The 12,410-nt window shown below is 65.8% G+C and carries 13 protein-coding genes and 1 pseudogene; 7 read left to right on the top strand and 7 right to left on the bottom strand.

Annotated elements, in window-relative coordinates; all coding sequences use genetic code 11:
• A partial coding sequence (locus N878_RS01195) for a peptidoglycan DD-metalloendopeptidase family protein (RefSeq protein ID WP_031302542.1) occupies positions 1-493 on the top strand: 493 nt, incomplete at its 5' end.
• A gap of 102 nt (positions 494-595) precedes the next feature.
• Complete coding sequence (gene rpoS / locus N878_RS01190) at positions 596-1,603, top strand: RNA polymerase sigma factor RpoS (RefSeq protein ID WP_021441854.1); 1,008 nt, start codon at positions 596-598, stop codon at positions 1,601-1,603.
• A gap of 435 nt (positions 1,604-2,038) precedes the next feature.
• Here the strand turns inward: rpoS and fdxA are convergent, their stop codons facing one another.
• Both fdxA and mutS read right to left on the bottom strand, forming a co-directional pair.
• A complete protein-coding gene (gene fdxA, locus N878_RS01185; protein ID WP_021441853.1) occupies positions 2,039-2,362 on the bottom strand; it encodes a ferredoxin FdxA in 324 nt (107 codons plus the stop codon).
• 141 nt (positions 2,363-2,503) lie between these two features.
• On the bottom strand, positions 2,504-5,071 hold the full coding sequence (gene mutS, locus N878_RS01180; RefSeq protein ID WP_031302540.1) for a DNA mismatch repair protein MutS: 2,568 nt from the start codon (positions 5,069-5,071) through the stop codon (positions 2,504-2,506).
• A gap of 78 nt (positions 5,072-5,149) precedes the next feature.
• Between mutS and N878_RS01175 the strand changes: the two genes are divergently transcribed.
• The 3 genes from N878_RS01175 to recX all read left to right on the top strand — a co-directional run bounded on the left by N878_RS01175 (position 5,150) and on the right by recX (position 7,251).
• The gene (locus N878_RS01175) at positions 5,150-5,650 is read left to right on the top strand and encodes a CinA family protein (RefSeq protein ID WP_021441851.1); all 501 of its coding nucleotides are present in this window, start codon (positions 5,150-5,152) and stop codon (positions 5,648-5,650) included.
• Positions 5,651-5,734: 84 nt separating this feature from the next.
• Positions 5,735-6,778: a recombinase RecA gene (gene recA / locus N878_RS01170; protein WP_021441850.1), complete on the top strand. Its 1,044-nt coding sequence runs from the start codon at positions 5,735-5,737 to the stop codon at positions 6,776-6,778.
• A gap of 11 nt (positions 6,779-6,789) precedes the next feature.
• Positions 6,790-7,251, top strand: coding sequence for a recombination regulator RecX (gene recX / locus N878_RS01165; RefSeq protein ID WP_021441849.1), 462 nt, complete (start codon positions 6,790-6,792; stop codon positions 7,249-7,251).
• 175 nt (positions 7,252-7,426) lie between these two features.
• Here recX and N878_RS01160 read toward each other — a convergent pair whose 3' ends face one another.
• A complete protein-coding gene (locus N878_RS01160) occupies positions 7,427-7,843 on the bottom strand; it encodes a VOC family protein (RefSeq protein WP_021441848.1) in 417 nt (138 codons plus the stop codon).
• A gap of 61 nt (positions 7,844-7,904) precedes the next feature.
• Between N878_RS01160 and N878_RS01155 the strand changes: the two genes are divergently transcribed.
• Positions 7,905-8,207, top strand: a complete 303-nt coding sequence (locus N878_RS01155; RefSeq protein WP_021441847.1) for a putative quinol monooxygenase — start codon at positions 7,905-7,907, stop codon at positions 8,205-8,207.
• Positions 8,208-8,249: 42 nt separating this feature from the next.
• Here the strand turns inward: N878_RS01155 and N878_RS01150 are convergent, their stop codons facing one another.
• From N878_RS01150 to purM, 4 genes are all read right to left on the bottom strand, one after another.
• Positions 8,250-9,023 (bottom strand): SDR family oxidoreductase, encoded by a 774-nt coding sequence (locus tag N878_RS01150; protein WP_021441846.1) that lies wholly within the window; start codon positions 9,021-9,023, stop codon positions 8,250-8,252.
• Positions 9,024-9,242: 219 nt separating this feature from the next.
• Entirely contained in the window at positions 9,243-9,959 is a 717-nt protein-coding gene (locus N878_RS01145; protein WP_021441845.1) for a DUF3108 domain-containing protein, read from the bottom strand.
• 8 nt (positions 9,960-9,967) lie between these two features.
• Entirely contained in the window at positions 9,968-10,612 is a 645-nt protein-coding gene (purN, locus tag N878_RS01140; protein ID WP_021441844.1) for a phosphoribosylglycinamide formyltransferase, read from the bottom strand.
• Positions 10,612-11,670, bottom strand: a complete 1,059-nt coding sequence (purM, locus tag N878_RS01135; protein ID WP_021441843.1) for a phosphoribosylformylglycinamidine cyclo-ligase — start codon at positions 11,668-11,670, stop codon at positions 10,612-10,614. The genes purN and purM overlap by 1 nt, the downstream gene beginning before the upstream one ends.
• A gap of 243 nt (positions 11,671-11,913) precedes the next feature.
• Here purM and N878_RS01130 point away from each other — a divergent pair.
• A pseudogene (locus N878_RS01130) lies at positions 11,914-12,366 on the top strand (DUF2066 domain-containing protein); the annotation flags it as partial.
• Between the last annotated feature and the right edge of the window lie 44 nt (positions 12,367-12,410).

Raw genomic sequence — 12,410 nt, 5'->3', positions numbered from 1 at the left:
GGTCAGCCAGCCGGCGCCGAGCCGCCCGCCGCTGGCCACGGCGCCGGTTTCGCAGGCGAGCAAGCCGGTACCGGTCAAGACCGCTCCGGCTACCACGCCGGTTACCCCGGTGATCCGTTCCGCCAGCGGTTGGGCCTGGCCTGCGCAGGGTACGGTGATCGGGCGTTTTTCCTCAAACGGCAGTTTGAATAAAGGCATTGATATCGCCGGGGAATTAGGACAGCCTGTTTTAGCTGCGTCTGATGGTTCAGTGGTGTACGCCGGGAGTGGTTTGCGGGGCTACGGCGAGTTGATCATCATCAAGCACAGCGATACCTACGTAAGTGCTTACGGTCATAACCGCAGGTTGTTGGTACGGGAGGGGCAGCAGGTCAAGGCCGGGCAAAACATTGCCGAGATGGGGTCCACAGGGGCCGACAGGGTGAAGCTGCATTTCGAGATTCGCCGCCAAGGTAAACCTGTAGATCCGCTGCAATATCTGCCACGTCGTTGATCCGCCAGCCGGCTCGTCCCATCACGTAGGAGGGACGGGCTCGGGTGTGGCCAGGATGGTTCCGCCAGAGTCTGTTGTCGAACTCAGCTAGGGACAACAACAATGGCTCTCACCAAAAAAGAAGCGCCGGAGTTTGACGTCGACGATGAACTGCTCCTGATGGAGCCGGGCATCGTTCTGGGCGAGGTTCAGAGCGACGAGGCGGAAACGCCGGCCGCACGTGCCAAGACCAAGCACGCCACCCCCTCCAAGCAGCACAAGTACATCGATTACACCCGGGCGCTCGACGCCACTCAGCTTTACCTCAACGAAATCGGCTTCTCCCCTCTGCTTACTCCCGAAGAGGAAGTGCACTTCGCGCGCCTGGCGCAGAAGGGCGATCCGGCCGGGCGCAAGCGCATGATCGAGAGCAACCTGCGCCTGGTGGTGAAGATTGCTCGGCGTTACGTCAATCGCGGCCTGTCGCTGCTCGATCTGATCGAGGAGGGCAATCTGGGGTTGATTCGCGCGGTGGAAAAATTCGATCCGGAGCGGGGGTTCCGTTTCTCGACCTATGCGACCTGGTGGATCCGCCAGACCATCGAACGGGCCATCATGAACCAGACGCGCACCATCCGTTTGCCGATTCATGTGGTCAAGGAGCTCAACGTCTACCTGCGTGCGGCTCGCGAACTGACCCAGAAGCTCGACCACGAGCCCTCTGCGGAAGAAATTGCCAACCTGCTGGAAAAACCGGTGGGCGAGGTCAAGCGCATGCTCGGCCTCAACGAGCGGGTGTCCTCGGTGGACGTCTCGCTCGGTCCGGACTCGGACAAGACCCTGCTCGACACCCTGACCGACGACCGGCCGACCGACCCCTGCGAGCTGTTGCAGGACGACGACCTGTCGCAGAGCATCGATCAGTGGCTGTCGGACCTGACCGACAAGCAGCGTGAAGTGGTGGTGCGCCGTTTCGGCCTGCGTGGCCACGAGAGCTGCACGCTGGAGGAAGTAGGCCAGGAGATCGGCCTGACCCGCGAGCGGGTGCGGCAGATCCAGGTCGAGGCGCTCAAGCGTCTGCGCGAAATCCTCGAGAAGAACGGCCTGTCCAGCGACGCCCTGTTCCAGTAAGACGGCGCGCTCATCAAGAACCCGGCTGCGGCCGGGTTTTTTCTGCCTGGCCATGTAAGCCATCGCTTACAGGTGCTGTCAGCCTTTGTGCGGAAAGGTCGCGAGCTTCTCGCCGTTATGTCGTTCTATTTTTATTAAGTTATTGTTTTTGAATGATTTATTCTCGCGGGCAAAAGGCTGTGGCGCGCTCCGTCGTGCCCCGGGCCGGGGTTGTGAGCGCTGCTGCAGCGACTAATATCACTCTCGTGCTCAGGGACAAGCACGGGTCATCAGGACGATGATCGGGAACATCGCAAGAAGCGATTCATCAGGACGATGAGTTGGGAAACAAAGGGACTAGGGACAAAAGAGTGGGCGGCGCAAGCCGCCCCTTTTTTTATCTCTGAAAAACAGAAGACCCGCACTTGGCGGGTCTTGGTGTTTTCAGCCTGGCGCTCAGCGCTCCAGGTGCTGCAGCTTGTCCTTCACGCCATCCCATTCCTCGGCGTCCGCCAGGGCGTCCTTCTTCTCGGTGATGTTCGGCCAGACTTCGGCCAGGTCGGCGTTCAGCTCGATAAATTCCTGCATGTCCTCCGGCACCTCGTCTTCGGAGAAGATCGCCTGGGCCGGGCACTCGGGCTCGCACAGGGCGCAGTCGATGCACTCGTCCGGGTGGATCACCAGGAAGTTCGGGCCTTCGTAAAAGCAATCCACCGGGCAGACTTCCACGCAGTCGGTGTATTTGCACTTGATGCAGTTGTCGGTAACGACGAAGGTCATGTCTGATTCTCTCCTCGGGCGGCGGCCTGGGCTCTTTCTGCGAAGGGCTGCCAGGTGCTCTGTTCAGTGGCCGCGGCTCAGGCTGTAAACCGGGCAAGTCGTAAAATTGCGCGCGATTCTAGCAGCTTGCGCGCGGCTGCGTTAGATGCGCGTCTTCCATGTATATAACAGCTCCAGCGCCTTGCGCGGGCTCAGATCATCCGGATTGATCTTGTGCAATTCCTCCAGCAGCGGGTGCGGCACGCTGGCGAACAGGTCGCTCTGCATCGGCACCTGCGCTTTGCCGGGCTCCTGGCGCGGCAGATCGTGCGGCAGGCTGGTGGTCTCCAGTCGCGCCAGGTGCTCGCGCGCGCGGGCGATCACCGTGCCGGGCACGCCAGCCAGTTGCGCCACCGCCAGGCCGTAGCTCTGGCTGGCTGGCCCGGGCTGGACGTGGTGGAGGAAGACGATGCGTTCGTTGTGCTCGGTGGCCGAGAGGTGCACGTTGGCCACCACCGGCTCGCTTTCCGGCAGCACGGTCAGCTCGAAGTAGTGGGTGGCGAACAGGGTGAAGGCGCGCAGCCGCGCCAGGTGCTCGGCCGCCGACCAGGCCAGCGACAGGCCGTCGAAGGTGCTGGTGCCGCGGCCGACTTCGTCCATCAGCACCAGGCTGCGCTCGCTGGCGTTGTGCAGGATGTTGGCGGTCTCGCTCATTTCCACCATGAAGGTCGAGCGGCCGCCGGCCAGGTCGTCCGAGGAACCGATACGGGTGAAGATGCGGTCGACCAGCGACAGCTCGCAGGCCGCCGCCGGGACGAAGCTGCCGATATGGGCCAGCAGCACGATCAGCGCGGTCTGGCGCATGTAGGTGGACTTACCGCCCATGTTCGGCCCGGTGATGATCAGCATGCGACGGCTGTCGTCGAGGTTCAGGTCGTTGGCCACGAAGGGCGTGGTCAGCACCTGTTCGACCACCGGGTGACGCCCCTGGTCGATGCGCATGCAGGGCTCCTCGGCGAAACGCGGACGATTGAGGTCGAGATTCAGTGCGCGTTCGGCCAGGTTGCTCAGTACGTCCAGTTCGGCCAACGCCGCGGCGCTGCCGAGCAGCGGCGCCAGGTGGCCGATCAGGTGCTCGAGCAGTTCGTCGTAGAGCATCTTTTCGCGGGCCAGGGCGCGGCTCTTGGCCGACAGCGCCTTGTCCTCGAACTCCTTGAGCTCCGGGGTGATGAAGCGCTCGGCGCCCTTGAGCGTCTGCCGGCGAATATAGTCGGCCGGTGCCGATTCGGCCTGCTTGGTCGGCAGCTCGATAAAGTAGCCGTGCACGCGGTTGTAGCCGACCTTGAGGTTGGCCAGGCCAGTGCGGGCTTTCTCGCGCGCTTCCAGGTCCATGAGGAACTGGCCGGCGTTCTCGCTCATCGCCTGCAGCTCGTCCAGCTCGGCGTCAAAGCCGGTCTTCAGCACGCCGCCGTCGCGGATTACCGCCGGCGGGTTGTCGATGATGGCGCGGGCCAGCAGATCGGCCAGTTCCGGGTAGGTGGCGATGCTCGAGGCCAGCTGCTGCAGGTGCGGGGTGTCCAGGTCGGTCATCGCCTGCTGCAGTTTGGGTAGCGCTGCCAGGGCGTCGCGCAGGCGCGCCAGATCGCGTGGACGGGCGTTGCGCAGGCCGATACGGGCGAGGATGCGCTCCAGGTCGCCGATCTCCTTGAGCTGCGGTTGCAGCGTTTCGAAGCGGTAACCGTCGAGCAGGCAGGCAATGGCGTCCTGGCGTGCCTCCAGTACCGCGCGATCACGCAGCGGGCGGTTCAGCCAGCGGCCCAGCAGGCGGCTGGCCATGGCGGTCTGGCAGCGGTCCATGACCGACTGCAGGGTGTTGTCGCGGCCGCCGGCGAGGTTGATGTCCAGCTCCAGGTTGCGCCGGCTGGCGCCGTCGAGGATCACCGTATCGTCCAGGCGCTCGTGACGCAGGCTGCGCAGGTGGGGCAGGGCGGTGCGCTGGGTTTCCTTGGCGTAGGCCAGCAGGCAGCCGGCGGCACCGATGGCCAGGGTCAGGTGCTCGCAGCCGAAGCCTTTCAGGTCCTGGGTGCCGAACTGCTGGCACAGGCTCTTGAATGCCGTGTCGCGCTCGAAGTCCCAGGGCGCACGGCGGCGCGAGCCCTTGCGCTTTTCCGCCGGCAGGTCCTGCGGCCAATCGTCGGGGATCAGCAGCTCGGCGGGGTTCAAACGTTCCAGCTCGGCCAGCAGATTTTCCCAGCCCTTGATCTCCTGCACGCTGAAGCGGCCGCTGGTGATATCCAGCACGGCCAGACCGAACAGGCGCTCGTCGCCGAGCACGGCGGCCAGCAGGTTGTCGCGGTGCTCGTCGAGCAGGGCCTCATCGCTGATGGTGCCGGGGGTGATGATGCGCACCACCTGGCGTTCCACCGGGCCCTTGCTGGTGGCCGGGTCGCCGATCTGCTCGCAGATCACCACCGACTCGCCGAGCTTGACCAGCTTGGCAAGGTAGCCTTCCAGCGAATGGAAGGGGATGCCGCACATGGGGATCGACTGGCCGGCGGACTGGCCGCGGGCGGTGAGGGTGATATCCAGCAGCTTCGCGGCTTTCTTCGCGTCTTCGTAGAAGATCTCGTAGAAATCCCCCATGCGGTAGAACATCAGCTGGTCCGGGTGCTGGTTCTTCAGTTTCCAGTACTGCTGCATCATTGGGGTGTGCTGGGAGAGGTCCGTCATGGTCTCGACTGTCCGGCTTAAATCGCAAAAGCGCCTAGTGTAGGGTATCGGCCTGGCCCGTTTCACCCCGGAGAGCATATGGATTCCATCAGTCACCTGGCCGCGCAGCTCGGCCGGCAGTTGCAAGCCGCCGGTGCCCAGGTCAGCACCGCCGAGTCCTGCACTGGCGGCGGCATCGCCGAGGCAATCACCCGTATCCCCGGCAGTTCGGCTTGGTTCGAAGCCGGCTACGTCACCTATTCCAACGCACAGAAGAGCAAGCAGCTGGGCGTGCCGGCCGAGTTGTTCGGCACCGTCGGCGCAGTCAGCCGCGAGGTGGTCGAGGCCATGGTGCGCGGCGCCCAGGCCCGCAGTGGGGCGCGCTACGCGGTGGCGGTCAGCGGCGTGGCGGGGCCCGACGGCGGTTCGGCAGAGAAACCGGTGGGCACCGTATGGCTGGCCTGGGGCGACGGCGAGCGCCTGTACAGCATGCGCAAACACTTCCCCGGTGATCGCGGCGAAGTGCGCCGACAAACGGTCGAGGCCGCACTGGCGGGGCTTTCGCGCCTGCTGGCCGAGGAAAATCCGGTAATGGGGTAGGCGGGCGACTTGCCCTGTGGAATAATACTGTCTACTTATACAGTTGTCGGCGGCCGCTGAGGCCTTGAGCACGTGAGGATACAAATGGACGAGAACAAGAAGCGCGCCTTGGCGGCTGCCCTGGGTCAGATCGAGAAGCAGTTCGGCAAGGGCGCGGTAATGCGCATGGGCGATCACGAGCGCCAGGCCATCCCGGCCATCTCCACCGGCTCGCTGGGCCTGGACATCGCCCTGGGCATTGGCGGCCTGCCGAAGGGCCGGATCGTCGAGATCTACGGACCGGAATCCTCCGGTAAGACCACCCTGACCCTGTCGGTGATCGCCGAAGCGCAGAAGATGGGGGCCACCTGCGCCTTCGTCGACGCCGAGCACGCCCTCGACCCCGACTATGCCGGCAAGCTCGGCGTGAATGTCGACGACCTGCTGGTGTCGCAGCCGGATACCGGCGAGCAGGCGCTGGAAATCACCGACATGCTGGTGCGTTCCAATGCCGTCGATGTGATCATCGTCGACTCCGTGGCAGCCCTGGTGCCCAAGGCGGAAATCGAAGGCGAGATGGGCGACATGCACGTCGGCCTGCAGGCCCGTCTGATGAGCCAGGCGCTGCGCAAAATCACCGGCAACATCAAGAACGCCAATTGCCTGGTGATCTTCATCAACCAGATCCGCATGAAGATCGGCGTGATGTTCGGCAGCCCGGAAACCACCACCGGCGGTAACGCGCTGAAGTTCTACGCCTCGGTGCGCCTGGACATCCGCCGCACCGGCGCGGTGAAGGAAGGCGAGGAAGTGGTGGGCAGCGAAACCCGCGTGAAGATCGTCAAGAACAAGGTGGCACCGCCCTTCCGCCAGGCCGAGTTCCAGATCCTCTACGGCAAGGGCATCTACCGCAACGGCGAGATCATCGACCTGGGCGTGCAGCAGGGCCTGGTGGAGAAGTCCGGTGCCTGGTACAGCTACCAGGGCAACAAGATCGGCCAGGGCAAGGCCAACGCGGCCAAGTACCTGGAAGACAACCCGGAAGTGGCGCGCGCCATCGAGGGTCAGGTTCGCGAGAAGCTGCTGGTCGGCGGTGCACCGGTGAAAGCCTCGGCCGATGACCTGGCCGACGCCGAAGTCGACTTCTAAGCCTGCGCAGCATGTCCGTGGTGCTGGATAACCCGCTCGCCGTCAGGCGGGCGGCCATGGATCTGCTGGCGCGGCGCGAACATGGGCGGGTGGAGCTGACGCGCAAGCTGCGCAAACGCGGCGCACCCGAGGCGCTGATCGAGGCTGCATTGCAGCGTTTGGCCGAAGAGGGCCTGCTCTCGGAGGCGCGTTACCTGGAAAGCTTCGTCGCCTACCGCGCCCGCGCCGGCTATGGCCCGCAGCGCATTCGCGAAGAGCTGGGCCAGCGCGGTCTGGCGCGCGGCGACATCGACCAGGCGCTGCGCGACAGCGGCATCGACTGGTTCGAACAGCTGCGCGAGACCTGGCAGCGCAAGTATGGCGGCCAGCTGCCGGGCGATGTTCGCGAGCGCGCCCAGCAGGGGCGCTTTCTCGCCTATCGCGGTTATTCCCTGGAGATGATCGGCCGTCTGCTGCGTGGCTGCGACGAGTAAGTCAGTGGCCCGTTCGCGTGGGGGCGCACCCTATGAGGCGACAATCCCATGGTGCGTAACCCATGATCGGGACAATTCGATGGATCCCTTGGTGGGTTACGCGGTGCACGACTTTCGTCTGCGCCCGCGCAACCAAGGTTCGGCGCCGCTAATCCAGTCTGCGGCGAAGTGACACTTATGGTTGCGCCTGTCTGAAACGCTGCCCCGACAGCGCCGGGTGGTACAGCGGCTGCACCTTGTTGCCGGCCGGATCGAGCAGATGGAAGCTGCGCGCCCCGTCGCCATGGTCGAAGGGGCGATCCAGCAGGGTCACGCCTTGGGCCTTGAGGTACTGGTACCAGGCGTCCAGCTCCTCGACGCTGTCGACGATGAAACCGTAATGATCGACCAGCGGCACGCCATGGCTTTCGGCGTAGGCGCGGCCGAGCGACAGGTTGTCGTTGCCGCAGGTCAGGTAGACCAGGTCCTGGTTGGCGCGGTGCAGCACCTGCATGCCCAGCACCTCGACGTAGAAACGCTCGCATTCCTCCAGATTGAGCACCAGGAGCGCCAGGTGGCGCAGGCCATTGAGGCGGGAAGGACGTTCGAGCATGTGCGGGCACTCCAATATGTATACAATTTGCCTGTCAATATAAGACATAAAGGAGTTCGCTGTGTACTGCCTGCTGCTCAAGACCCAGCTCAAGCCGGGTAGCTTCGCTGCCTTCATGGACGCCATGCGCGTCAACGCCGCCGCCTCGGTGCGCGACGAGCCCGGCTGCCTGACCTTCGATGTGCTGCGCGACCGCAGCGACCCGGATCTGGTCTGGCTGTACGAGGTCTACGTCGACGAGGCGGCTTTCGAGGCGCATATGCGCACGCCGCATTTTCTCGCCAGCCGGCCGCTGGTCGAACCGCTGATCGAACGCCAGGACGCCATCGAGGCCGACCTGCTGGCGCTCAATCCGTCACGCTGACGGCGCGGCGGCCGGGTGCGCCGCGCGCCGACCCCGGCGGGCTCAACCCAGATGAAAACCGCCGTCGATGGGGATGATGGCGCCGGTCATATAGGCCCCGGCGCTGCCGGCCAGACTCAGGGCCAGCGCCGCCATCTCGTCCTCGCGGCCCCAGCGCTGCATGGGAATGACCGCGGTATCGGCGGCCAGCGCCGCCTCGTCCTCGGCGATAAAGCGGGTCATCTTGCTCGGGAAGCGGCCGGGGGCGATCACGTTGACGTTGATGTGCTCGCCCACCAGCTCCTTGGCCAGCATCCGCGACAGCTGGTGCAGCGCCGCCTTGCTCGGGCCGTAGGCATAGGCCTGCTCGCCCATGGCGCTGATGCCGGCCACCGAGCCGATATTGATCACCCGCGCCGGGCAGTCGGTCGAGCCGGCCTTGCGCAGCAGCGGCAGCAACTGCTGGATGCAGCCGAACACCGAGGTGACGTTGAGCTGCATGACCTTTTCCCAGCCCTTGGCCGGGTAGCTTTCCAGCGGTGCGCCCCAGGTGGTGCCGGCGTTGTTGACCAGGATGTCCAGGCGCTCGATGCGTTCGCCCAGCTCGCGGGCCAGCGCCTGCACGCCTTCCTCGCTGGCCAGGTTGGCGGCGAGGCCCTGGCAGTGGCCGAACGCCGACAGTTCGGCGGCAGTCTGCGCGCAGGCCTCGCCGTCGCGGGCGCAGATATAGACCTGGGCGCCGGCCTCGACGAAGGCCTTGGCGATCATCAGGCCGATGCCGCGGGTGCCGCCGGTGACCAGGGCGGTACGCCCGGCAAGGGAGAAATAGCAATGCATGGAGGAGGCCTCGGAGTTGGCTGATCGGGTCTCCAGCCTAGGGCCGCGCGTGGCAGAACGCAGGCATCATTGCCGGGCGAAATGCTGCCCTATGCGCAGGCTGCGTCGTGCGTGCGGATCGAGGCGCGCTGCAAGCCTGTCCCCGATGCGCTCCGACGCGCCCATCGTGCGGACAGAAAAAAGCCGGGCAGGCGCCCGGCTCTCGTGTCTCGCTCGAAGTCAGTCGCGGCGGCCTTCGACCGGCTTGCCGTCGACCGTGCCTTCCTTGAGCATGATCTGGTATTCCTTGCCGTCCTTCTCCACCTGGTGCAGGCGCACCAGCAGGTGGCCCCAGTCCTTGGCGAACCACAGCACGGTCTTGCGCGCGCTCTGGGTGGGGTCGCGCACCCGCTCGACCTTGATCGCGTCGATCAGGCCGGCCTTGGTGCGCACCACTTCCTCGCCGAGCACGCGGAAGTCGTAAGTCTCGATCTCGTCGCCGTCCACCACCTGGTAACTCATGCTCTGCTTGCCGGCGGCGACGTCCTGCTGCAGGGCGACCTGGTAAGTCGACTTGTCCTGCAGGCCGCGGTTGAGCGGGAAGCGCACCGCGTCGCCGCGGTCGTTACCGAGCACCTGCTTCTGTTCCCAGTCGAAGTCCTGCTCGACGGTCTTGCCCTTGCCCAGGCCGCTGCGGTTGAAGCGGTAGGTCAGCGGCAGCAGGGCCTGGTTGTCGACGCGGAAGGTGCTTTGCTCGGAGAGGCTGGCGACCAGCATCGAGGCCTCGAAATTGAGGGTCCAGCGGCCGTCGTCCTCGCGCTTGAGGCTGCGCTCGGCGCTGCCGCTGACCGGCAGCTGCTTCCAGTCCGCGGTGTAGCTGGCGGAGAAGGGTTGCAGCTCGCTGGCGAGGGCGGGCAGGCTGAGCAGGGTCAGGGCGAACAGCAGGGCACGACGCATAGAGTCTCCTAGGTTCGAATCAGGTGGCCGCTGGCGGGCAGCGGCTGGCCATCCAGCATTGCGCCTTGGGCGCCAAGACGCAAGCGGCCCTCGGCGAACCAGCGCACGGCCAGCGGATAGATCTGGTGCTCCTGGCGGTGCACGCGTTGGGCCAGGCTGTCGGCGGTGTCGTCTGCGGCAACCGGCAGCACAGCTTGTACGACCAGAGGGCCGCCATCGAGTTCCTCGGTGACGAAGTGCACGCTGCAGCCGTGCTCGGCGTCGCCGGCCTCCAGCGCCCGCTGATGGGTGTGCAGGCCCTTGTGTTTGGGCAGCAGCGAGGGATGGATATTCAGCAGGCGGCCGGCGTAGTGCTGGACGAAGCCCGGGGTGAGGATGCGCATGAAACCGGCCAGCACCACCAGATCGGGCTGGTGGGCGTCGATGGCCTGGATCAGCGCCGCGTCGAACGCCTCGCGGCCGTCGAACTGCTTGTGATCGAGCACCGTTGTGGCGATCCCGGCGGCCTGAGCGCGCTGCAGGCCGTAGGCATCGGCGCGGTTGGAGATCACCGCGGCGATGCGCGCCGGATTGCCGTCATCGGCGCTGCTGTCGATCAGCGCCTGCAGGTTGCTGCCCGATCCGGAGATCAGGACGACGACGTTGCAGGGCATCAGTGGGCTTTCAGGTTGTTCAGCTGAACCTGGGCGGCGCCTTCGCCGGCCACGGCGATCTGGCCGATCACCCAGGGCGCTTCGCCGCTGGCGCGCAGGCTGGCCAGGGCGGTCTCGACCTGGTCCTGGGCGACGCAGATGACCATGCCGACGCCGCAGTTGAGCACGCGGTGCATCTCGTGCTCGTCGACATTGCCTTGCTGCTGCAGCCAGTCGAACACTGCCGGGCGCTGCCAGCTGGCCACGTCGACCACGGCCTGGGCGCCTTGCGGCAGTACGCGCGGGATGTTGTCGAGCAGGCCGCCGCCGGTGATGTGGGCCATGGCCTTGACCGCGCCGGTGTCCTTGATCAGCTTGAGCAGCGGCTTGACGTAGATGCGCGTCGGCGCCATCAGCAGGTCGGCCAGAGCCTTACCGTCCAGTTGTACCTGTTCGATGTCGGCACCGGAGACTTCGATGATCTTGCGGATCAGCGAGTAGCCGTTGGAGTGCGGGCCGGAGGAGGGCAGGGCGATCAGCGCGTCGCCGGCGACCACCTTGGAGCCGTCGATGATCTCGCTCTTCTCCACCACGCCGACGCAGAAGCCGGCCAGGTCGTAGTCTTCGCCTTCGTACATGCCCGGCATCTCGGCGGTTTCACCACCGACCAGGGAGCAGCCGGCCAGCTCGCAGCCGGCGCCGATGCCGGTGACCACGGTGGCGGCCACGTCGACGTTGAGCTTGCCGGTGGCGTAGTAGTCGAGGAAGAACAGCGGCTCGGCGCCGCACACCACCAGGTCATTGACGCACATGGCGACCAGGTCCTGGCCGATGCTGTCGTGCTTGTTCAGGTTCAGCGCCAGACGCAGCTTGGTGCCGACGCCGTCGGTGCCGGATACCAGCACCGGCTGCTTGTAACCGGCCGGGATCTCGCACAGGGCGCCGAAGCCACCCAGGCCCCCCATGACTTCCGGACGCGCGGTGCGCTTGGCCACGCCTTTGATGCGTTCGACCAGGGCCTCGCCGGCATCGATGTCGACGCCTGCGTCCTTGTAGCTGATGGAGGGTTGCTTGCTCATAGATCCGGGCCTTTGGATGGGGAGTTCGTGTAGGCGCCGATGTGGCGGGGCCCGTGCAGGGGCCCGGCGCATGCACCGGCTGGCGAAGGCGCGCGATTTTATCAGGCTTGCCCGGTAGCGGCCACTCGCGTGCATGCGCTTCGTCGCGGGCAAGCGCTCAGGTTGCCGGGGCTGGAGCGGCTGTTTAAGGTATACGCCTTTGCGCACGGACTCCGTGCCATCACCCGTCTGCGAGAGCCCGCCATGCGCCTGTCCGTCCGCCCGATCCTGTTCTGTCTGTCGCTGCTGTGCCTGCCGGCCCTGGCCGCGCCGGTCGCCGGCCTGTATCAGGTGCGCGAGGCGGTGGCCGACCAGCAGCCGGAGACCCGCGACGCGGCCATGCAGCGTGCCCTGCAGACCCTGGTGCAGCGCCTGACCGGCGATGCCGAGGCGCTGCAGAGTGCCAAGCTGGAGGGCCTGCGCCAGGATCCGCAACAGATCGTCAGCCAGTACGGCTACGAGGGCGATGTGCTGCTGGTGGAGTTCGACTCGGCCAGCACCGAGCGCCAGCTGCGCCAGGCCGGGCTGGCCCTGTGGGGGGCCAATCGCCCGGCGATTCTCACCTGGTGGCTCGCCGAGTCGGCCGAGGGCAGCCAGTTGATCGGCGAGAGCCAGGGTCCCGCGACGATGTTGCGCGACGCCGCCCAGCACCGCGGCCTCCGCGCTGCTCGCTGAGATCCGCAGGCGCTGCGCGAGGCCTC

Origin of the sequence: Pseudomonas sp. EGD-AK9 (genome assembly GCF_000465935.2) — a bacterium.
Lineage (GTDB): Bacteria > Pseudomonadota > Gammaproteobacteria > Pseudomonadales > Pseudomonadaceae > Aquipseudomonas.
The sequence above is the reverse complement of the archived record's forward strand: the minus strand, read 5'-3'. Positions and strand labels throughout refer to the sequence as shown.

Coding starts and splice junctions, on each gene's coding strand:
- rpoS (WP_021441854.1), top strand. CDS start 596: ATGGCTCTCACCAAAAAAGAAGCGCCGGAGTTTGACGTCGACGATGAA.
- fdxA (WP_021441853.1), bottom strand. CDS start 2,362: ATGACCTTCGTCGTTACCGACAACTGCATCAAGTGCAAATACACCGAC.
- mutS (WP_031302540.1), bottom strand. CDS start 5,071: ATGACGGACCTCTCCCAGCACACCCCAATGATGCAGCAGTACTGGAAA.
- N878_RS01175 (WP_021441851.1), top strand. CDS start 5,150: ATGGATTCCATCAGTCACCTGGCCGCGCAGCTCGGCCGGCAGTTGCAA.
- recA (WP_021441850.1), top strand. CDS start 5,735: ATGGACGAGAACAAGAAGCGCGCCTTGGCGGCTGCCCTGGGTCAGATC.
- recX (WP_021441849.1), top strand. CDS start 6,790: ATGTCCGTGGTGCTGGATAACCCGCTCGCCGTCAGGCGGGCGGCCATG.
- N878_RS01160 (WP_021441848.1), bottom strand. CDS start 7,843: ATGCTCGAACGTCCTTCCCGCCTCAATGGCCTGCGCCACCTGGCGCTC.
- N878_RS01150 (WP_021441846.1), bottom strand. CDS start 9,023: ATGCATTGCTATTTCTCCCTTGCCGGGCGTACCGCCCTGGTCACCGGC.
- N878_RS01145 (WP_021441845.1), bottom strand. CDS start 9,959: ATGCGTCGTGCCCTGCTGTTCGCCCTGACCCTGCTCAGCCTGCCCGCC.
- purN (WP_021441844.1), bottom strand. CDS start 10,612: ATGCCCTGCAACGTCGTCGTCCTGATCTCCGGATCGGGCAGCAACCTG.
- purM (WP_021441843.1), bottom strand. CDS start 11,670: ATGAGCAAGCAACCCTCCATCAGCTACAAGGACGCAGGCGTCGACATC.